Origin of the sequence: Bacillus sp. SN1 (genome assembly GCF_002796895.1) — a bacterium.
GTDB classification, from domain to species: domain Bacteria; phylum Bacillota; class Bacilli; order Bacillales; family Bacillaceae; genus Bacillus; species Bacillus inaquosorum.
Genome location: NZ_PHIE01000002.1, coordinates 463,018 through 484,311, shown reverse-complemented (window position 1 = coordinate 484,311; position 21,294 = coordinate 463,018). Strand labels below are relative to the sequence as shown.

At 44.0% G+C, this 21,294-nt stretch carries 24 protein-coding genes; 8 read left to right on the top strand and 16 right to left on the bottom strand.

Going from position 1 to position 21,294, the window contains the following annotated elements:
- The 6 genes from CVV77_RS11210 to pseI all read left to right on the top strand — a co-directional run bounded on the left by CVV77_RS11210 (position 1) and on the right by pseI (position 5,760).
- Complete coding sequence (locus CVV77_RS11210) at positions 1–945, top strand: dTDP-glucose 4,6-dehydratase (protein ID WP_088111923.1); 945 nt, start codon at positions 1–3, stop codon at positions 943–945.
- 14 nt (positions 946–959) lie between these two features.
- Entirely contained in the window at positions 960–2,156 is a 1,197-nt protein-coding gene (pseC, locus tag CVV77_RS11205; RefSeq protein WP_100275412.1) for a UDP-4-amino-4,6-dideoxy-N-acetyl-beta-L-altrosamine transaminase, read from the top strand.
- 11 nt (positions 2,157–2,167) lie between these two features.
- Positions 2,168–2,926: a cytidylyltransferase domain-containing protein gene (locus CVV77_RS11200; RefSeq protein WP_100275411.1), complete on the top strand. Its 759-nt coding sequence runs from the start codon at positions 2,168–2,170 to the stop codon at positions 2,924–2,926.
- A 15-nt stretch (positions 2,927–2,941) separates the two neighbouring features.
- Positions 2,942–4,033, top strand: coding sequence for a UDP-2,4-diacetamido-2,4,6-trideoxy-beta-L-altropyranose hydrolase (gene pseG, locus CVV77_RS11195; protein ID WP_100275410.1), 1,092 nt, complete (start codon positions 2,942–2,944; stop codon positions 4,031–4,033).
- 15 nt (positions 4,034–4,048) lie between these two features.
- A complete protein-coding gene (gene pseH, locus CVV77_RS11190; RefSeq protein WP_100275409.1) occupies positions 4,049–4,639 on the top strand; it encodes a UDP-4-amino-4,6-dideoxy-N-acetyl-beta-L-altrosamine N-acetyltransferase in 591 nt (196 codons plus the stop codon).
- 71 nt (positions 4,640–4,710) lie between these two features.
- Entirely contained in the window at positions 4,711–5,760 is a 1,050-nt protein-coding gene (pseI, locus tag CVV77_RS11185) for a pseudaminic acid synthase (protein ID WP_019259708.1), read from the top strand.
- Between the two features lie 127 nt (positions 5,761–5,887).
- On the opposite strand, the gene CVV77_RS11180 is transcribed toward pseI, so the two are convergent.
- Positions 5,888–6,325: a DUF5392 family protein gene (locus CVV77_RS11180; protein WP_100275408.1), complete on the bottom strand. Its 438-nt coding sequence runs from the start codon at positions 6,323–6,325 to the stop codon at positions 5,888–5,890.
- A gap of 243 nt (positions 6,326–6,568) precedes the next feature.
- Between CVV77_RS11180 and cls the strand changes: the two genes are divergently transcribed.
- Positions 6,569–8,017, top strand: a complete 1,449-nt coding sequence (cls, locus tag CVV77_RS11175; RefSeq protein WP_100275460.1) for a cardiolipin synthase — start codon at positions 6,569–6,571, stop codon at positions 8,015–8,017.
- A gap of 21 nt (positions 8,018–8,038) precedes the next feature.
- Here the strand turns inward: cls and CVV77_RS11170 are convergent, their stop codons facing one another.
- Entirely contained in the window at positions 8,039–8,812 is a 774-nt protein-coding gene (locus CVV77_RS11170; RefSeq protein ID WP_100275407.1) for a MerR family transcriptional regulator, read from the bottom strand.
- Positions 8,813–8,957: 145 nt separating this feature from the next.
- Here CVV77_RS11170 and CVV77_RS11165 point away from each other — a divergent pair, with 145 nt between their 5' ends.
- Positions 8,958–9,344 (top strand): DUF5362 family protein, encoded by a 387-nt coding sequence (locus tag CVV77_RS11165; RefSeq protein ID WP_019259711.1) that lies wholly within the window; start codon positions 8,958–8,960, stop codon positions 9,342–9,344.
- 35 nt (positions 9,345–9,379) lie between these two features.
- Here the strand turns inward: CVV77_RS11165 and CVV77_RS11160 are convergent, their stop codons facing one another.
- The 14 genes from CVV77_RS11160 to moaA all read right to left on the bottom strand — a co-directional run bounded on the left by CVV77_RS11160 (position 9,380) and on the right by moaA (position 21,291).
- Positions 9,380–10,021, bottom strand: coding sequence for an NAD(P)-dependent oxidoreductase (locus tag CVV77_RS11160; RefSeq protein ID WP_100275406.1), 642 nt, complete (start codon positions 10,019–10,021; stop codon positions 9,380–9,382).
- A 67-nt stretch (positions 10,022–10,088) separates the two neighbouring features.
- On the bottom strand, positions 10,089–10,490 hold the full coding sequence (locus CVV77_RS11155) for an Rrf2 family transcriptional regulator (RefSeq protein ID WP_003235720.1): 402 nt from the start codon (positions 10,488–10,490) through the stop codon (positions 10,089–10,091).
- A 134-nt stretch (positions 10,491–10,624) separates the two neighbouring features.
- A complete protein-coding gene (gene ureC, locus CVV77_RS11150; RefSeq protein ID WP_100275405.1) occupies positions 10,625–12,334 on the bottom strand; it encodes an urease subunit alpha in 1,710 nt (569 codons plus the stop codon).
- Positions 12,331–12,705 (bottom strand): urease subunit beta, encoded by a 375-nt coding sequence (gene ureB, locus CVV77_RS11145; RefSeq protein ID WP_100275404.1) that lies wholly within the window; start codon positions 12,703–12,705, stop codon positions 12,331–12,333. Before ureB ends, ureC begins: the two co-directional genes overlap by 4 nt.
- Entirely contained in the window at positions 12,702–13,019 is a 318-nt protein-coding gene (gene ureA / locus CVV77_RS11140) for an urease subunit gamma (protein WP_100275403.1), read from the bottom strand. The genes ureB and ureA overlap by 4 nt, the downstream gene beginning before the upstream one ends.
- Positions 13,020–13,118: 99 nt before the next feature.
- On the bottom strand, positions 13,119–13,820 hold the full coding sequence (gene urtE / locus CVV77_RS11135) for an urea ABC transporter ATP-binding subunit UrtE (protein ID WP_100275402.1): 702 nt from the start codon (positions 13,818–13,820) through the stop codon (positions 13,119–13,121).
- Positions 13,817–14,566, bottom strand: coding sequence for an urea ABC transporter ATP-binding protein UrtD (urtD, locus tag CVV77_RS11130; protein WP_100275401.1), 750 nt, complete (start codon positions 14,564–14,566; stop codon positions 13,817–13,819). The genes urtE and urtD overlap by 4 nt, the downstream gene beginning before the upstream one ends.
- Positions 14,541–15,611: an urea ABC transporter permease subunit UrtC gene (gene urtC / locus CVV77_RS11125; RefSeq protein WP_100275400.1), complete on the bottom strand. Its 1,071-nt coding sequence runs from the start codon at positions 15,609–15,611 to the stop codon at positions 14,541–14,543. Before urtC ends, urtD begins: the two co-directional genes overlap by 26 nt.
- 11 nt (positions 15,612–15,622) lie before the next feature.
- Complete coding sequence (urtB, locus tag CVV77_RS11120) at positions 15,623–16,525, bottom strand: urea ABC transporter permease subunit UrtB (protein ID WP_088111912.1); 903 nt, start codon at positions 16,523–16,525, stop codon at positions 15,623–15,625.
- 32 nt (positions 16,526–16,557) lie between these two features.
- On the bottom strand, positions 16,558–17,814 hold the full coding sequence (gene urtA / locus CVV77_RS11115; RefSeq protein ID WP_100275399.1) for an urea ABC transporter substrate-binding protein: 1,257 nt from the start codon (positions 17,812–17,814) through the stop codon (positions 16,558–16,560).
- 205 nt (positions 17,815–18,019) lie between these two features.
- Entirely contained in the window at positions 18,020–18,208 is a 189-nt protein-coding gene (gene csbD / locus CVV77_RS11110) for a stress response protein CsbD (RefSeq protein ID WP_003235737.1), read from the bottom strand.
- A gap of 72 nt (positions 18,209–18,280) precedes the next feature.
- Complete coding sequence (locus CVV77_RS11105) at positions 18,281–18,760, bottom strand: hypothetical protein (protein ID WP_003235739.1); 480 nt, start codon at positions 18,758–18,760, stop codon at positions 18,281–18,283.
- 174 nt (positions 18,761–18,934) lie between these two features.
- Positions 18,935–20,068 carry a response regulator aspartate phosphatase RapB gene (rapB, locus tag CVV77_RS11100; protein ID WP_100275398.1) on the bottom strand — a complete coding sequence of 378 codons (1,134 nt, stop codon included), beginning with the start codon at positions 20,066–20,068 and terminating at the stop codon, positions 18,935–18,937.
- Positions 20,069–20,265: 197 nt separating this feature from the next.
- Positions 20,266–21,291: a GTP 3',8-cyclase MoaA gene (moaA, locus tag CVV77_RS11095; protein ID WP_100275397.1), complete on the bottom strand. Its 1,026-nt coding sequence runs from the start codon at positions 21,289–21,291 to the stop codon at positions 20,266–20,268.
- Positions 21,292–21,294: the final 3 nt, after the last annotated feature.

The window sequence follows — 21,294 nt, the reverse complement described above, 5'->3', positions numbered from 1 at the left end:
ATGAATATTCTCGTTACCGGCGGAGCAGGTTTTATTGGCAGATGGGTTGTGAAAAAGTTATTAGAAGACGGTCATCAAGTATGGGTGCTGGATGATTTATCGAATGGGCGTTTAGAAAATCTCGAAGAGCTGAAAAACGCCCCGGGTTTTATCGAGTTTATTAATGGAGATATAAAGGATTTAAACACATTAGAAGATCTTTTCTTGAAACAATTTGACATTTGCTATCATTTGGGTGCAAGCATAAACGTACAAGACAGCATTGACGATCCGAAAACCACATTTGCAAATGACACAATCGGTACTTTTAACATTTTAGAATTATGTAAAAAGCATAATGTGAAAGTTGTTTTTATGAGTACTTGTATGGTGTACGACCGAGCTGCATTTGCTGAAGGCATCAAAGAAACAGATCCTATTAAACCCGCTTCTCCTTATGCAGGAGCAAAGATCGCGGCTGAAAACATGGTGCTCTCTTATTATCATGCGTATGGTCTTCCAGCGGTGGTTATACGTCCGTTTAATACGTATGGGCCTTTCCAGAAAACAGGTGGTGAAGGCGGAGTAGTCGCTATTTTTATAAAAAATAAATTGGACGGTAAAAAGCTGCATATATATGGTGATGGCACTCAAACCCGTGATCTTTTATATGTAGAGGATTGTGCCAATTTCGTCGTGCAGGCGGGTTATTCCCAAAAAGCTAACGGTGAAATTATAAACGCAGGCCTTGGAAGAGATATCTCTATTAATGATTTAGCAGAGTTAATAGCAGGCGATAAACAAAACATTCGCCATGTAGCGCACATACATCCTCAAAGTGAAATTCCAAAATTGTTATGCAACTACGAAAAGGCAAAGAAAATCCTTAATTGGAGCCCGCAGGTCAGTTTGGAGGAAGGAATAAGAAAAACAGAAGAATGGATTAAGGGCACGAATCTTATTTAATAGGAGAATTGAATATGACAAGTGAGAATAAATTGGCAATTACAGGCGGTAAGCCCGTCAGAGATTCTTATCTTCCATACGGCAGACAATGGCTGGATGAAGAAGATATCCAATCGGTAGTCGATATTTTACGAGGAGACTATTTGACGACGGGACCAACAATTGACTTATTCGAACAAAAAGTCGCTGAATATGCTGGCAGCAGCTATGCTGTTGCATTTTCCAGCGGAACAGCTGCTTTGCATGCAGCTTGCTTTGCTGCGGGAATTTCACAGGGAGATGAAGTCATTACTACACCCATCACCTTTGCGGCAAGCGCCAATTGTATTTTGTACATGGGCGCCAAACCGGTTTTCGCAGATATTGACCCGCTCACATACAATATCGACCCTGATTCTATCGAAAAGCTGATCACCCCAAAAACAAAGGCCATTATACCAGTAGACTTCACAGGACAACCGGTGAATCACGAGCAGATTCAAAAAATCGCAAAAGCCAATAACTTGATCGTCATTGAAGATGCTGCACATGCATTAGGCGCTTCATTTAAAGGTGAAAAAATCGGTTCAATCAGTGATATGACAATGTTTAGTTTCCACCCTGTTAAACATATTACAACAGGCGAGGGCGGAATGATAACGACGAATAATAAAACTTATTATGAGAAGCTGCTCCAATTCCGCAGTCACGGTATAACCCGTGATCCTAAAAAATTAACTCAAGACCATGGATCGTGGTACTATGAAATGCACTTCCTTGGTTTCAATTATCGGATGACAGATATCCAAGCTTCATTAGGGGTCAGCCAATTGAAAAAAATAGATGATTTTATTGAAACGCGAAATCATCTTGCCAGGATCTATAACGAAAAGTTAAAAACCATCTCCCACATTCATCTCCCAAGTCAAGATGCAGCCTCAACTTCAAGCTGGCACCTTTATATTATCAACTTAAAGCTGGATCAGCTAAAAGGAAATCGCGATGATATTTTCAATGCTATGCAACAGGAAAATATAGGAGTTAACGTTCACTATATACCTGTTTATTTACACCCTTACTATCAGCGTTTAGGTTATCAAGCCGGTCTATGTCCAAATGCAGAAAACCTTTATAAAGGAATTATCACCTTACCTCTGTTTCAATCAATGAACGAGAAAGATGCAAATGACGTGATAAAAGCATTGAAAAAAGTAGTAGATTTTTATTCGTAGGAGGTGATGAGTTGAAAGTAACGGCTATTATCCAAGCACGGATGGGGTCCAGCAGATTGCCAGGCAAAGTATTAAAAAAAGTTCTGAATAAACCTCTGCTTGAATATCAAATTGAAAGAATAAAAAGAGCGGCACTTATTGATGATATTGTGATCGCCACCACGACAAATGCGATAGATAAACCAATTGTTGAGCTAAGTAAGAGATTATCTCTTACTTATTATTGTGGGTCAGAAAATGATGTCTTATCAAGATATTACGAAGCTGCAAAAATCAGCAAAGCGGAAACGATCGTCCGCTTAACCTCTGACTGCCCTATTATTGATCATCGTGTCATTGACAAAGTAATTAAATTTTATCTAGATTCAAATGGCCAATATGATTATGTCTCTAACACTTTAAATAGAACATATCCCCGCGGTATGGACATAGAAGTTTTTTCAGCTTCGTCGTTAGAGAAGGCTCATGCCGAGTCCAGTCTTGAACATGAACGGGAACACGTGACACCCTTTATTTTCCTGAATCCTGGCCGGTTCAATTTGGCTAATATCGCCTATACCGAAAATCAGAAACAGCATAGATGGACTGTGGACACACCTGAGGACTTTTTATTAATCAAAAAAATCATTGAAAAACTATATCCAACTAAACCTGACTTTAGCTTAGAGGATACATTAGCATTATTGAACACGTTTCCGGAGTGGTCTTTACTCAACGCCCGAATAGAACAAAAAAAAATCTTCAATGACAACAATGACAAATACAAGTGATGATGAGGTGCTGTTATGAACATTCTTTTCAGAACAGATGCTTCAATTGAAATAGGCACAGGTCATGTCATGAGGTGCCTCACGCTTGCTAATGCTTTGCGTAAAAAGGGAGCTAATATTACATTTGTTTGCCGAAACTTACAGGGTCATCTAGCCGAGGTGATTCGCGCGCAGCAGTTTGATCTCATTATGCTCTCAGAACCTAAAAAGAATGTTTTCATTCCTAAAGCAACTCCCCATTCTGATTGGCTTGGTGTCCCTTGGCATGTTGACTCAACTGAAACCATTAGTGCGATTAAAGACATAAACAAGGACATCTCCCTCCTTATCATTGATCACTACGCAATTGATATCAATTGGGAGATGAAAGTGAAAAAACATGTGAAAAAAATGATGGTGATTGATGACCTGGCTGATCGTTTACATGATTGTGATATTTTATTAGACCAGAATCTTTATCCTCATTATGAAGACCGTTATATCAATTTGGTCCCCAAAAGCTGCAAACAATTTTTAGGACCGGAATACGTCTTATTGCGAGACGAATTTTATTCATTTCATCCCAGTAACAAAAACTGCGATGGGAGTGTAAGAAAGATTCTTGTCTTTTTTGGAGGCACTGATCCCACCAATGAAACGAAAAAGGTCATTAATGCCTTTCAACAGCTTTCCTCCCATGATATTGAGCTGGACATCGTGATTGGAAATACCAATACCCATAAGAATGAAATTGAATCCATTTGCAAAAAACATGCTTTCTGCAGCTTTCACTGCCAAGTGAATCATATTGCAGAATTAATGTACAATGCCGACCTTGCACTAGGTGCGGGCGGAACTGCCGCTTGGGAGCGCTGCTTTCTTGGCCTTCCAGCCATCGTCATCACCGTCGCTGAAAATCAAGAACTGATCGCTCAAACGCTTGATCAATTAGGTGCTATTCAATATCTGGGGCCTAAAGAATCAGTCAAGGAATCCGATATCGCCTCCGCCATTAACGAAATGATAAATAACCCCTCGTCATTAATACAAATGTCAAAAAAGGCCCGCATGCTTCTAGAAGGAAATATGGATAAGCGCCAAAATCTCTTATTCGAAATTTTAAAGTAAGGAAGGGATAAATCTGTGTTCAAATACTCCCTTAGGACATTAAAAGAAAAAGACTTAGACACAGTTCTCCGTTGGCGGAACGATGAAAGAATCAGGCAATCAATGTATAACGACCAAATCATTACTGAAAAACAGCATCAGCAATGGTTCAAGAATGTGAATTCCTCCAAAACAGAACATTATTTTATCTTTACAATTGATCATACAGACACCGGCTTTGTGAGTTTTAAAGATGTTGACCATAAAAATAACCATTGCTATTGGGGTTTTTACATCGGAGAGGCCCAGAGTCCAAAAGGCTCCGGTTCTGTCATGGGATTTTTAGCATTAGAATGGGCGTTTCAACAGTTAGAGGTTGAGAAAGTATACGGAGAAGTCCTGTCGAATAACGAAAAAAGCTTGTCATATCACCAATCACTTGGTTTTAGCAAAGAAGGTCATTTCCGAAACCATATCGTAATGAATAACAACTATCTTGATGTAATCAGATACGGTCTTTTAAAGGAAGAATGGATAGCGGAAAAACCGAAAGTGATGAAGAAATTAGCTGAAAGAGGAATAGATAAAAAAGACCTTGATACAAATTTTAATGAACTGATGATCTGAAAAAAAAAATCACTTGATCTAAGTCCCTTGCTGCATGGCTGATATCACTGTAAAAAGAAGGAGGTGCAAAAATGAACGAAATCAATATAGAAGGAAGAAAAATCGGGCCGCATCATCCTCCGTTTATTATTGCTGAAATGTCCGGGAACCATAATCAATCATTAGAGCGCGCTTTTAACATTATAGAAGAAGCAGCCAAAGCAGGTGCACATGCTCTGAAAATACAAACATATACCGCTGACACGATGACATTAAATATGAATACGAAAGATTTTAAAATTGAGGATGAGAATAGTCTCTGGTCCGGCAGAACGCTCTATACATTATATCAACAAGCGTACACCCCATGGGAATGGCATAAACCAATCTTCGATAAATGCCGGGAACTTGGAATGATCCCTTTGAGTACGCCATTTGATGAATCGTCTGTCGACTTTTTGGAGGACTTGGGTGTTCCTATATATAAAATCGCTTCATTTGAAAATACCGATATCCCTCTAATCAAAAAGGTTGCTGCTACTGGTAAGCCTATTATCATTTCCACCGGAATGGCTACAGTAGCAGAAATTGATGAATCAATAAGGGCCGCCAAAGAAGCCGGCTGTAAAGAATTAATACTTCTAAAATGCACTAGCACCTACCCGGCATCACCGGAAAACACCAATATTTCTACGATTCCTCATATGAAAGAATTATTCAATTGCCAAGTCGGCTTATCGGATCACACAATGGGAACAGGAGTTGCTGTCGCTAGTGTCGCCCTAGGCGCAACTGTGATTGAGAAACATTTCACTTTATCAAGAGCTGATGGCGGCGTAGATTCTGCCTTTTCGCTGGAACCCTCGGAATTGAAGGAGCTTGTCGTTGAAACTGAAAGGGCGTGGCAAGCATTAGGACAGATAACGTACGGACCCACTGACGAGGAAAAAGCTTCACTTAAATTCCGCCGCTCTATTTATGCAAAAAAAGATATAAAAGCCGGAGAGATTTTCACAAAAGACAATATTAAGGTCGTACGCCCCGGTTATGGTTTGGAACCAAAATTCTATGATGTCATTATCGGCAGAACAGCTAAAAAACATATTGCAGCAGGAACACCGCTGAAATGGGATTCTATATAGTTTATATATCGCCTCTTTATGAACCCTACTCGCCCTCTCCGCTTTAAAGAACTATAGAAGGCCATAAAAAAACTGCACCCTGATCTGTCCAGCAAATCGGGGTGCAGTTCTGGTGTTCAGCTCTTTTTTAAAATTGCATTTTCTTGCGTCTGTCTTCCTCAGTCAAAAACTCCACAAAACTCCGCATCGCAAACGGTTCTTCCTTAATCTGGCGCGTATAGGAGTCTTTCCGCTCTTCTGAAAGGATTTCGCTCTTTTTGATCCTATTCAGCATATAGATGTGAACCGTTTTTTGGATTTGTCTATGCTGATAGCCTGCTTCTTTGAAAAATGCCAGGCCGAGCGCTGCCAGAAGCGCAAATATGCCTGCGCTGATCAGGGACTCCCTGTCAGCAGAAGCGTGAAATAGAAAAGCGGCCAAATTAAAGAGAGAGAATGCAGCAAGCGGAAAAGCAAGAAAACGGTACATGACGGTTTTTTTCATGAAAGGCTGTACGGCCTTTTGGATTTTTTGCATTTCTGTTTTAATGAACCCCGGCATTTGTTCCACTCTGTAAAAGTTCATGTAATCCTCCCCCTTTATTTGATGTTGCAAGACTTCACGAACGTTATCATATGTGCTTATTTTAACGCAGGTGCAAGCTGGTTTTAAAGAAATCTGCCCGTATTTTTCACGAAGAATCTGGTTCGCCGCTCTTTATTCTTTTAAAATGTGAGTGTTATAATTTGTAATGGGAATCAGATCGCTGTTATTCATGGAATACTAATGGCAATCTTCTTGATAAATATGAATGAGCGGGGTTACAAAGTGAGTATTTCTTCCATCCTTTTATCACTTTTTTTCATTTTGAATATTCTTTTGGCCATCATTGTCATTTTCAAAGAACGGCGCGATGCCAGCGCATCTTGGGCGTGGCTGCTTGTTCTTTTCTTTATTCCCGTTTTAGGCTTTATTTTATACTTATTATTCGGCCATAATCTCAGGCGCAAGCATTTGTTTCAATGGGAGGACCGAAAAAAGATTGGAATTGAAAGACTGCTGAAGCATCAGCTTGAAGATTTAGAAACCAAGCAATTTCAGTTCAACAACCGGGCAACCTTTGATAACAAAGATTTAATCTATATGCTTATCATGAATAACCATGCTGTGTTCACCGAGGATAATTCAGTTGAGGTGATCACAGATGGACGGGATAAGTTTCAGCGGCTGCTGAATGACATTTCAAAGGCTAAGGATCATATCCACTTACAATATTATATTTATAAAGGTGATGAATTAGGCAAAAAATTACGGGACGCTCTCATCCAAAAAGCGAAAGAAGGCGTTCAGGTCAGAGTGCTTTATGATGAACTCGGGTCCAGAACGCTGCGAAAGAAGTTTTTTAAAGAGCTCCGCGAGGCCGGCGGGCATGTGGAGGTCTTTTTCCCTTCAAAGCTCAGGCCGATTAACTTGCGGCTGAATTACCGGAACCACCGAAAGCTTGTCATTATAGACGGAATGACCGGTTATGTCGGCGGATTTAACGTCGGAGATGAGTATCTCGGGCTTAATCCGAAATTCGGTTATTGGCGTGATACGCATATCAGACTGCAGGGAACGGCCGTGCATGCTATCCAGACGCGTTTCATCCTTGACTGGAACCAAGCTTCCCATCGACATACGCTGACATATATTCCGAATCACTTTCCTGATTATGGCCCAAAAGGCAACGTTGGGATGCAGATTGTGACGAGCGGACCGGATTCCGAATGGGAACAAATTAAGAATGGCTACATTAAAATGATTTCGAACGCCAAGCGTTCCATTTTGATCCAAACGCCTTATTTTATCCCGGACGCAAGCCTGCTGGATGCTTTAAGGATCGCGTGCCTGTCAGGCATTGACGTCAACATTATGATCCCGAACAAGCCTGATCATGCCTTTGTATACTGGGCGACACTTTCGTACATCGGCGATCTGTTGAAAGCCGGAGCCACTGTCTATATTTACGATAATGGCTTTATTCACGCGAAAACCATCGTAGTGGATGACGAAATTGCATCAGTCGGCACAGCAAACATCGATGTCCGAAGCTTCAGGCTGAATTTTGAGGTTAATGCATTTATTTACGATATCACCATTGCTAAAAAACTGGTTTCTACATTTAAAGAAGATTTGCTCGTATCCAAAAAATACACCTATGAGGAATATCTGCAGCGCTCCTTGTGGATTCGAATTAAAGAATCCGTCTCGCGGCTGTTGTCGCCGATCTTATAAGATGCGCCAAAACCCCGGCCTTTACGGCCGGGGTTTTTCCTGATGGTCACAGTAAATAATCATCGCCTCCCGCAAAAAAGCGGCAAGGCCTTCTCCATATTGATTAATTGAATGAGTAAATCGTTCGTCAGTGATATACACTTCCGTAAGTCCTCTGAAAATGTCGAGTGTGCAATCGTAATGATATTGACAAATATGGTCGCGAAACGCCCCCACAGCGGCCTGGACCTCTGCATCATCGGGCCCGTGCTCCATTCGCGCCGCAATTCGTCTGTAAATCGAATCAAATTCAGCCATGATCACTCGCCAATCGTCTGCCGTATATGCAGATGTCCTTGTCTCTGTTTCTTCTGCAATTTCCCTTCCATACAGCCTTCTGACTTCATCAGCATATGTCTGCTGCTGTTCTTCAATGTCTTTCATGCTGAATCCCGCAAATAAATCCCTCTTATTCATACGTTCCTCTCCCTCGATGGACTGAAGCGTCCTGTCAATCGTTTGAATCATATCTTCCATTCTTTGTTTTTTCTTCATCAATATATCCTTTTGCGACTGAAGTGCCGATTTCCGGTCAAAGTCCGGATGATCAAGCATCTCTTTAATATCCTCCAAACGAAAGCCGATTTCCTTGAAAAATAAAATCTGCTGGAGCCTTTCTAGATCTGCATCACTGTATAAACGGTACCCTGCGTCAGTAAGCGCTGATGGATTCAGGAGCTGAATATGGTCATAGTGATGAAGCGTCCGAATACTGACACCAGCTATGTCCGCCACTTCTTTGACTTGGTATTTCATCAATGTCGCCTCCTCCTTTTTTATCGTAAACAATTACGCTGCGTCAGGGTCAATCCCTAAAATATTATTTTCTATATACAAAACTTCTCACAAATAGTGTATAAAAGAAAAGTGAGTATTTTTTTGTAAAGGGGAGCCAGTGTACATGAATCCTGAAACAATGAACAAAACCCTCATAAGCATTTCAAAATGGGGAAAAGCAACAGGTATTTTATTTATTATTATGGGCGCAATTACCGCGCTGTCAGGCGCGTTCTTTTTTCTTATCGGTGCCGTGCCGGGCGTACTGCAAATTATTTCCGGAATCTTTTTGATGCGGTCAGCTAAAGAAGCAGGCCAAATGGCTGAACACAATAGCGGACAATCTGAAGACTTAATGCTGGAGAATTATGCGAAGTTTGTAAAGATGCAAGGGATTTATTTAATCGTGAGCATTGCTGTATCCATTCTTGCGATTATCGCATTCTTCATCTTTTTAATGCTTGGGATTGCTGACGGCCTTTTCAGCGATTATAATACGTACAGCTATTAATCAGAAAAACCCGGAGCGGACTCCGGGTTTTTTTATTATTCCGCTTCGCTTACCACTGTGAAGCGTTCATTTTTGTGTGCCGGATGTTCAAGCTCATCCAATACGGCAATGGCATAATCTGCATAGCTGATATAACTGTCGCTTTTTGCGTTTACGATGACATTGTCTTTTCCTTTTTGGTAAGAACCTGTCCGTTTTCCTGCCGGGTCAAAAAATGCCGCAGGGCTGAGGAACGTCCAAGAAATGGAGTCTGTCTGCTGCAAGTCTTTCAGGTTCTCCCCTTGATTTGATGCAGTCGGCAGATATTCTTTCGGGAATTCCGGCGTATCCATTAAACGGATTGTTTTGGCTTCATCAACAAACAGGCTTCCTGCTCCGCCGACGACAAGCAATCTTGTGTTTTTTGCATCCTTCAAGATGCTGATTAGGGCTCTGCCTGCTTCAACATGAAGATGTTCCTGGCCAGGTGCTGCTCCAAATGCGTTTACGACCACGTCGAAAGGCTTGATGTCTTCTGCAGTCAGTTCAAACACATCTTTCTCCAAAATCGCTATGTCCTGTTCCTGTACTTTTGAAGAGGACCGAACGATGGCAGTCACTTCATGGCCTCTTGTTTTCGCTTCTTTCAAAATCTGGCTTCCTGCTTTTCCGCTTGCTCCGATAATTCCAATTTTCATTTTTCATTTCCTCCTTATTTGTAACAATTTTAGTTACATGTAGGCGGTGAGAAGTCATCCCTTTTGATTAAAAGAGATGATTCATAACATCTTTTAATGACTTGCTTGCCAATTCATTTTCCATCGCTTTTTGCACACTTTCAAATGTTTCATCCAGTGCGTTCTGAATTTTTTTCCCTACCGGACATTTCGGATTCGGATTCTCATGAACCGCAAAGAGTTCTTCTTGCTTTTGGACAGCCCGATATACTTCTAATAGAGAAATATCAGCCGGATCTTTTTTGAGGCTTGCACCCGGCACCCCGGCGCGTGATGTGAGAATATCCGCCTTTTTCAGCAGGCTGATCATTCTTCGCACGACAACCGGATTCGTGTTGACGCTGTCAGCAATGATTTCTGAAGATGTTTTTTCATCCATCGAAATGAGGGATAAAATATGAATGGCAACAGCAAGACGGCTGTTAATCATGTTTTTTCACCACCGTTGTAACTATAATAGTTACATTTAATTCATTTGTCAACATCTAATATACACTAAATGCGGGGTTCTTGTGCACCGTTTTGAGTCAATAGTACGGCCGGATGCACTCCGGCCGCGTCTTGTCAGAATAAGAAATATCTTTGTCCAAGCGGAACATAATCGACAGGCTGGCAAGACAGTTCCTCTCCGTCAGCGAAGACCTGATAGGTTTTTGGATCAACTTCGATCTTCGGCAAAGCTGAGTTCAATTTCATATCCAGCTTGCTCAGCTTTCTGATATTCTTAACAGGAGAAATTCTTTTTTCCAGCCCTAAGCTTTCCGCCACACCCCGCTCTATGCTTGCCTGAGACATAAATGTAATGGAGGTTGAGCGATTGGCTTTTCCGTAAGACGCATACATTTGCCGCATAAACACCGGTTCCGGAGTCGGGATGGATGCGTTCGGATCTCCCATTTGCGCACGTGCAATCATGCCGCCCTTTAAAACCAGTTCCGGCTTTACACCAAAAAATACCGGGTCCCACAGAACGAGATCAGCAAGCTTCCCTTTTTCCACCGAACCGACTTCATGGCTGAGCCCGTGAGTAATCGCTGGATTAATCGTGTATTTGGCAATGTAGCGTTTTGCGCGCACATTGTCATTTCCGTTTTCGCCGGCAAGAGCCCCGCGCTGCTTTTTCATTTTGTCAGCTACCTGCCACGTTCGGATGATCACTTCTCCGACCCGCCCCATCGCTTGGGAATCCGATGATGTCATGCTGATCGCGCCGATATCATGGAGAATGTCCTCTGCCGCAATGGTCGCAGCCCTGATTCTTGAATGGCTGAACGCCACATCTTCAGGCACTTTCGCATCTAAATGGTGGCAGACCATCATCATATCAAGATGCTCATCCATCGTATTAACGGTGTAAGGAATGGTTGGCGTTGTGGATGACGGCAGAATGTTAGCATAAGAGGCGAGCTTCATAATATCCGGAGCATGGCCGCCGCCGGCTCCTTCAATGTGATAGGTATGAATGACCCGGTCCCCGATCGCGTCGAGCGTGTTTTCCAGGAAGCCCGCTTCGTTAATCGTATCGGTATGGATGGCGACTTGAATATCAGCCTCATCCACGACTTCCATACACGTTTTGATGGCGCTAGGCGTCGTGCCCCAGTCTTCATGAAGCTTAAGGCCGATGGCGCCTGCTTCCACCTGCTCGATCAGCGGCGCTTTATCGGATGCATTCCCTTTTCCTAAGAAGCCGACATTGATCGGAAACTCCTCTGCCGCTTCCAGCATCCTTGCCATATACCACGCGCCGGACGTACATGTTGTCGCTTTGCTTCCTGTAGCTGGGCCTGTTCCGCCTCCCAAAAGGGTCGTCACACCTGAAGAAAGCGCAACTTCCATCTGCTGAGGACAAATAAAATGAATGTGCGTGTCCACTCCTCCGGCTGTTAAAATTTTTCCTTCACCGGAAATCACCTCTGTACCCGCACCGATGACCATATGCGGATCGACTCCATCCATGATATCGGGGTTGCCGCTTTTTCCGACACCCACGATCCGGCCGTCCTTTACACCGACATCCGCTTTGACAATGCCTGTATAATCCAATAGCACGACATTGGTGATGACCAAATCCAAAGCGCCGTCTTTCCCTGTGATTCTGCCGTTTTGGCCCATGCCGTCCCGGATCGTTTTTCCGCCGCCAAAGATCATTTCTTCACCATATACAGTGAAATCCTTTTCGACTTCGATCCATAAATCTGTATCGCCCAATCTGATTTTATCGCCCGTTGTCGGGCCAAACAGCTCCGCATATTGCTCCCGTGATATTTTCATCGGATTACACCCTCCATCCAGCCGGCTTGATGTAAGTTGGCTAACGTTTTTTCTTTGCCGCGTTCATCGATAAACGTGTCGGCCATTGCATTCAGGCCTCTTATTGTCTTTCGTCCTCCGATTTCCACAAGCGTGACCGTTTTCTGCTCGCCCGGCTCAAAACGGACCGACGTGCCTGATGGGACATCAAGGCGCATGCCGATCGCCTGCTCGCGGTCAAATGATAATGCCCCGTTGGCTTCTGCAAAATGAAAATGCGAGCCGACTTGAATGGAGCGTGATCCGGTGTTTTTTACCGCTACCTCCCGTGTCTTGCGGCCTTCATTAATCGTAATCGTTCCCTCAGCAATCTGGAATGCTCCCGGCTTCATGACTTCACCTCCTCAGAAATTGGCTGATGTACCGTGACAAGTTTCACTCCATCCGGAAATGTGGCTTCCACCTGAATGCTGTCCAGCATCTCAGGCACACCCTCCATCACATCTTTTTCCGTTAACACATGGCGGCCGGCTTCCATCAGCTCCGCTACTCCCTTCCCGTCACGTGCGCCTTCCATGATAAAACAGGTGATATAAGCGACAGCCTCAGGATAGTTCAGCAGAACGCCCCGCGCCTTTCGCTGTTTGGCTAATTCCCCCGCTGCAAAAATGAGCAATTTCTCTTGTTCAACCGGTGTCAGTTTCATCTGTAGTCCTCCTTCTTTTGTCATATAAAGCGGATGCGGTTACTACGAATTTGCGGAACATGCAGGCGGGACATCACCTCCCTTTCTTCCGAATGAAGATCATACAGTAAGATGCCTTTCAAAGCGGCGTGCCGTTTCTTCATCGGCCTTTCCATGGTCAACAACCGTTCCCCTGTCGATTACATAAAGGTAGTCAGCACAGGTTAACGCGTTTTCCAGACTGTGCTCGACTAATATAACGGACATGTCTTTTTTTCTGGAAATTTCTACGATAACGTGTCTGATTAGTTCAACAATTGAAGGTTGAATCCCTTCCATTGGTTCATCAAGTAAAATAATTTTTGGATGTCCCATCAGCGCTCTGGCAATTGCAAGCTGCTGCTGCTGGCCTCCGCTTAAATCGCCGCCTTTGCGGTCAAGCATCTCCTTCAAAACGGGAAACCACTGAAAAATCTCTTCCTTGATCTGCCCCGTCCGGTCCTTCCGCGGAAGCGGCTCTTTCCCGAGCAGCAGGTTGTCACGAACGGTTAAGGAGGAAAAGATGTCTCTTCCCTGCGGAACATACGCAATCCCCGCTTTTGCCCGTGTTTCCGCCTTATCGTTTTGAACAAACGTTTGATTGAAACAAATATCCCCCTGTTTAGCAGGAAGCAGGCCTATGATTGTTTTCAGCAAAGTGGATTTGCCAACTCCGTTTCGGCCTAATACAGCGACAATTTGCCCCGGACGAACCTCCATGCTGAAATTGTGCAAAACCATCGATTGATCGTAACCAGACGTTACATTGCTGACGGCAATCATGACACACCGCTCCTTCCTAAATACACCGCTGCCACCTCTTCATTGCTTGTAATGTCATCCATCGACCCTTCACAAAGCACTTTGCCTTCATGCATCACCGTGACTTTTCTGGAAAACGAGCGCACAAAATCCATATCGTGCTCGACAATCAGAACAGAGCACGTTTTCGCGATTTCTTCAAGCAGGGCTCCGGTTTTTTCCCGCTCCTTTCCCGTCATGCCGGCAATCGGTTCATCCAGAAGCAAAAGCTTCGGCTCCATGGCGAGCTGCATCCCGATCTCAAGCCATTGCTTCTGTCCGTGTGACAGGCTGCCAGCTGTTATATCCCGCTTTTCGTCTAACCCAACCAGCCGCAAGATGTCTATGATTCTGTCACTTTGCTGTTTCGTCATACGAGCTGTCAGCAGTGAAATAATCGTTTTTTTCTGTTTCATGGCAAGCTCGAGGTTTTCAAACACCGTCAGCTGCGTAAAAACACTCGGGGCCTGAAACTTCCGGGCGACCCCCAGTTTGGCGATCTGATATTCCCGAGCCTTTGTCAATTCATTCGTTTCCTGAAACAGAACTTCGCCCGAATGCGGCTTTGTTTTGCCGCAAATGATGTCCAGCAAAGTCGTTTTTCCGGCGCCGTTCGGCCCAATCAGAAAATGGATATCGCATTCCTGCACGCTGATATCAGCGCCCTGCAAAGCCCAAAACCCGTCAAACTCAACCCTTACGTCACGGCAGGTAAGTATCGGTTTCATAAGCAGCCGCTCCTTTCTTTTTCGAGGAAGAAAGCTGGGTTCTAAGCTTCTCGAACAGCCCGACAATCCCTTTTGGCATATAGAGCACGACGATGATAAACAGCGCGCCGAGAAAGTACAGCCAAATGTCAGGATAATATTCGCTTAAATAGCTTTTCATGCCGTTCGTTAACAGCGCGCCAAGCACCGCTCCGAAAATGGAGTGCCGGCCGCCGATCGCCACCCACAGCACCATTTCCACCGAAGGGATGATGCCCATCATTTCCGGTGAGATCATCCCGTCCTGAAGCACAAACAGCATCCCGGCAATCCCCGCCATCGCAGCGGATACACAGTAAATAAACACTTTAAAATTGGTGGAATGATACCCGAAAAAACGGACCCTGTTTTCTCCGTCGCGCACCGCCTGCAATAGCCGTCCAAAACGGCTTCTCGTCAGAAACAAAGCGAACATGACAGAAACACAGAGGAAAAAGACTGTCGTAAAATACAGGATCTGCTTCATTGCAGGATCGGCCAGAGCATATTGAAAAATGGTATAGAAATTTGTGAGGCCATTCGTTCCGCCGGTGATTTCCTGGCTGCCGATGAACAATGTGACAACCACCACGACAACAGCCTGAGAGATCAACGAAAAATAAACACCCTTTATGTTGTTGCGGAAAGTAAAGTAGCCGAGCAAAAGTGCCAGAAAAACAGGAACAATGACAGCTGCGGCAATCGCAACAAAAGGATACCTGAACATTGTCCAAATCCACGGCAATTCATTGACGCCGCTCCACTCCATAAAATCAGGTATGCCTGACGGCGAAGCCACTATCTTTAAGTACATGGCCATGCAGTAAGCACCCAACCCGAAAAAGACGCCATGCCCCAAACTCAAAATGCCTGTATATCCCCAAATCAGGCAAATGCCGACCGCTACAATCGCGAAGCATAAAAACTTCGCCAACAGCCCTAATCGAAACTCCTGCAGAAAGAACGGAGCGGAGATAAAAAGGGCAAACATCACAAGATACGGACTGAATTGTGCAAACCGCTTCATCCGGTTCCCTCCTAATCAAGTAATCTCGTTCTGACACTCGCAAGACCTGAAGGCCGCCATTGCAGAAAGAAAATAATAAATGCAAACACGACTACCTTTGCAATCGTAGCGCTTGTGGAATACTCAACGAATGTGCTCAGCAAACCGACCGTCACCGCGCCGATAATCGTTCCTTTTAATTTTCCGATTCCGCCTAATATGACGATCATGAAGGCATCAACAAGGTATGACGAACCGAGAGTAGGCCCGATCGAACCAAGCAAGGTGAGTGAGCTCCCCGCGATACCGGCCAGTCCGCTTCCGAGTGCGAAAGCCAATGTATCTGTTTTTCTCACAGATACGCCGAGACACGATGCCATGCTCCGGTTCAGCGTAACAGCCTGCATCCGCCGCCCTGCAGAGGTTTTAAACAAATACAATCCGAGCAGCGCCAGCGTAAAAAGAACGAGCGCCAAAATAAACAGCCTTTTATATGGAAAAGTAACGGAAAACAGCGTTACTCCGCCCGTCAGCCACTCAGGAGACTTGACGGCCACATTCGGCGCGCCAAAAATTGATCTGGCCGCCTGCTGCAGAATCAAGCTTACTCCCCACGTCGCCAAAAGGCTGTCGAGCGGACGGTCATATAATCGACTGACAATCACTTTTTCAATGACAATCCCAATAAACGCCGCAACCGCAAACGCCATGATAATAGCGATTAAAAAATAGTAAGAAAACAGAGAAGCCGGCAAATAGCTTAAAAACAGCTGCTGAACAACATATGTCGTATAGGCTCCTGCCATAATCAGCTCACCGTGCGCCATATTAATAATGTTCATCAAACCGAATGTAACAGCCAATCCAATCGCAATGAGAATCAAAATAGAACCGAGACTGATCCCGTTAAATAATTGAGTCACGACGACAGACATGTTCCGCCTCCTCCCCCGCAAACGGCTTTGATTTATTTAGATAACCCCTTTGCCCAGTCGTACGTTTTTAGGTACGGATCAGGTTTTACAGGATCACCTGAGTTCCATACTTCTTTAAACTGTCCATCCCCCGTGATCTGTCCGATTCTGACCGTTTTGTAAAGATGCTGTGTATCCCCGTCAATTTTCACTGTGCCGCCCGGGGCCTTGAATGAAATCCCGTCAGCCGCTTTCTTCACCTTATCGACATCAAAGGACTTGGCTTTTTCAACAGCCGCTGCCCAGAGATAGACCGCATTATAGCCGGCTTCAATCGGATCGCTCGTCACCCGGCTATCGCCGTTCATTTTTTTATAGTCCTTCACGAATGTTTGATTTTCACTCGTATTGGTTGTCTGGAAGTAATTCCACACCGCATAATGTCCTTTTAGCACATCAGGGCCGATCCCCCGAATTTCTTCCTCAGCGACACTTGCCGACATGACAGGCATATCGTCGGCCGATATCCCCGCATCTTTCAGCTGTTTGAAAAACGCCACGTTGCTGTCACTGTTTAATGTATTAAAAATGACATCGGGCTGTTTTTCTTTGATTTTGCTGACGAGCGTACTGTAATTCGTGTGGCCGAGCGGCGTATACTCTTCACCGGCAATTTCTCCTCCGGTCGCCTTCACTTGCGCTTTAATGATTTTGTTGGCTGTTCTCGGGAACACATAATCTGATCCAATCAGAAAGAAGGTCTTCCCCTTCTTCTTCAGCAGCCAATCGACAGCCGGCACAATTTGCTGATTTGTCGTTGCTCCGGTATAAACAATATTAGGTGATGACTCCATTCCTTCGTACTGTACCGGATAGAATAGCAGCCCGTTATTTTGCTCCACAACCGGAAGCATGGCTTTGCGGCTTGCTGACGTCCACCCGCCAAAAACAGCAGCCGCTTTATCCTGCTGAAGCAGCTTTCTCATTTTTTCCGCATATGTAGGCCAGTCTGAGGCGCCGTCTTCTACGACGGGCTCTAGCTTTTTGCCAAGAACTCCGCCTTTTTGATTGATTTCGTTAATAGCCATTAGCTCTGCATCATGGACAGACACTTCGCTGATCGCCATTGTCCCGCTTAATGAGTGAAGAATCCCAACCTTCACTGAATCTCCGCTTGTGTCGATATCAACTGTTTTTTTCGCAGCCCCGCTGGCTTCCGACACTTTCTTCGGCGCAGTACATCCCGTCATCAAAACCATGATCAGAAACAACAGAAAAACAGCCTGTATTCCAACCCCTTTGTTTTTCATTCAGAACCTCCCTTTGTCTGATTTTCACTAATCGATGTTATAAAAGTTAACAACTTATGTCATTATTATATAGAAGAGGTTCATTGATTCAAAGAATATTTAGAAATTTTAGATACCTTAACCAAATCGATTGCTTTTTTTGTTATATTTATTCACATCAACAAAAAAGACAGGAAACATATCGTTTCCTGCCTCTTCCGTATGATTAATCTTTATCTGCGAATGTATCCTTTGCTTTCCCGATATCCTTTTGGATCTCGCCTTTCGCCTTATCTTTTTTGCCTTCAGCCTGCATATCCGCTTTATCGGTCATATCTCCGACTTTATCCTTCACTTCTCCTTTGGCTTTATTTAAGCCGCCTTTCATTTTATCTTTTACACTATCGTTACCCATGTTGATTCTCTCCCTTCAATTAGGTGTGTACTTGTTACCTTCCCGATTTGACAGGCGGTAAACATTTGAATGTTATTTATCGATTTCGTAGCGCTCTCCATAGCGAAGCACCTTGTATATTGCCAGCCCGTCTGATGACTTTTTCTCTGAATACCGTACCGGAAGCAGGGCGAAAAACACGTAATACGTAGAAAAATAGACAAACTGATAGAAAAACACATTCGGCTTTAATACACTGTGTAAAATCAGCAAGTTGACCGTAAAAATCGTTAACAGGTTAAACAGGCAGCCCCCGGCATATACGAGTGCATGTGAGAACCGATTGTCAATTTTCAGCTCACCATACCGGCAAAAAGAATCCATAAAATAGATCGTTCTGATCCGTATCGGCCCAATCTTGAGCAGCGTTTTGCCCATTCCAATATCCAATGATCCTTTTCCGCCAAAAATAAAAGCCATAAAGCTGTGCCCTGAAACATGTATGATCGATACAAGCGGCAGAACAATGAGGAAAGACCACAGAAACTTCACCATATCATTGAAACCAAACATCAAATTCCCCCTCACGCTTGTCATAGAATCCGGCACCGTCTGGCCCCTGCCATTTTGACGTTTGTGTTCAAAAGCAATATGTAGCGATTTTTCCTGTTCTCCCCGGAAATAAACGTTCCGATGCTCCCCTTTTTTTGCATATAAAAAAACCACCTGGCAGCAGATGGTTTCGTCTCACACTTGATATAAACAATCGTTCCTTTGAATCATCTCTCTCATGCTGACCGCTTTTTCATAAAAATACACCGCTTCTTTGTAGTGTTCGCGATGACTGAAATAGGAGGCAGCATCCAAAGCGAATTCTTCAATATATACGTAAAGGGCTTTTTCTTCCATATAGTCAAATACTTCTTGAATCATATCCAAATTGACAGATTCCACATATAAGGCCTGCAGAAATTTATATTTTGCCAGACTGAAGAAGTCGTTTCGTTTTTGGGCGATGGCAATCCCTTTTTCGTAGTACCGCATCGCAGCTTGGACATCTTGTTTTTTGAAAAGAACGCGAGTCAGGCTGAATAGCGCTTTCGGAAGCTGTTCCAGCTGATGCTCTTCAAAGACAGGAAGCGCTTTTTCAAAGTATTCCGCAGCTTGATCCAGCTCTCCTTTGTCATCATAGCAATTCCCGATGTTATAGAGGGCTGAGCCGATCAAACGGGGCTGCCCTTCCAATAAAGCCAGACGATACGCGTCATCCAAGTGCTCCAGCGCTTTTTCATAATTTCTGTAGTCAATGTAGTTTCCTGATATGACGAAATGGCATTGAATTCTTCTGACTCTGTAAAAATCGTGAGCCTTGTATGTCTCAAGCGCCTGTACGGCGTGATTCATGGAAAAGTGCGTCTGCTTCATGATATAAAAGACTTCCGCCACTTTAAAATGATATTCCGCTCTTTCAATTTCATCTTCTACAAACGCAAGCATCTTCTCAGCTTTCCGATAAAAGGATATAGCCGAGATGTAATTGTTCTGTTCAAATTCGTACATTCCTCTGAACAAGTGAAAATAATACTCAGATAATCCGGAGATGCTGTCCTGATTGCTTTCCAGCGTTTGGATCAATTCTCGATATTGAAGCTGAGATTCCTCGTGCAGGTCGGGCTTTACATAATCCAGCATAATTTGGTGCCGGTAACTGATCAGCTGGTAATACAGCAACAGCAGCTGATCCTCTTCCATATGTTCTATGTCCTGATCAATCTCTTTCTTCAGCTCAACGGCATCAGCCACTTGAAATGCTAAAATGTGCTTATACCACTTATTGATTTTCACTCCTACTTGAGATGACGGGATCTCGTACGCGGCCATGCCCCTCCAACCCTTTCTGTTTTCTAATTGGTTATATTTTATCATAATGTATGGCTTTGGAATTAAAATTTTCTTACAACGATTCCTTCTTTATGCCTATCCTTATATATTTCGGTTTTTGTATGTATTTTTTGCACATAAGCTTTTTCATCAAAAAAAGCTTACCGGACAGTGCCGATAAGCTCTTTCATTTCATATTAACCGCCAATATAAGACATTTCCACTTTCTTTTTGCCTGATGCTTTTGATAGCGTACGATCAACCGAATACTGATCGATCCGATTTTTCCATACGTTGCCGATCATCTCTAAAAGTTCATCATCACTTAATCCCTGCCGAACCGGCGCTCTGAGGTCAAATCCGCTTGAAGCGAATAAGCAGGTAAACAGCTCTCCTCTCGCAGAAAGACGAGCCCTGTTGCACGATCCGCAGAATGCATCAGATACAGATGATATGACGCCGATTTCTCCAGATCCGTCCAAGTAGCGGAATCTGGAAGCCACTTCGCCTTTATAATTAGGCGCGGTCGGCTCAACAGGCATCTGTTCATTGATCAAATCAATAATTTCCGCCTTTGTCATGACGTCCTTCTTTTCCCATTGGTTGGTGTTGCCCACGTCCATAAATTCAATGAATCTCAGGATATGCCCTTTTTCTTTAAAATAACGCGCCATAGGCAGAATATCTTTTTCATTGACGCCCTTTTGGACGACCATGTTGATTTTCACACCGAGCCCCGCTTGCTTCGCCGCTTCAATGCCTTCCAGCACCTTGCTGACAGAAATCCCGCGTCCGTTTATCTTTTTAAATCGCTCGTCCTCTAAAGAATCAAGGCTGACTGTGACCCGTTTCAGCCCGGCTTCCTTGAGTCTCTCCGCATAAACAGGCAGCAGTGATCCGTTTGTCGTCATCGCAATATCACGGATACCCGGAATACGGGCCAGTTTTTTGATTAATTCGGGCATATCTTTTCTCATGAGAGGCTCTCCGCCAGTTAAGCGGATTTTTTCAACACCGAACCTTGTGACAAACAGCGTCGCAAGCCGTTCCAGCTCCTCAAATGAAAGCAGCTCCTCTTTCTTTAAAAAAGGATAATCCGGGCCGAATAATTCGGCGGGCATACAGTACGTGCATCGGAAGTTGCAGCGGTCTGTAACAGAAATGCGAAGGTCTCTCAGCGGTCTGTTCCTTTTATCCAACATCTGACGCGATTCTGTATTCATAGC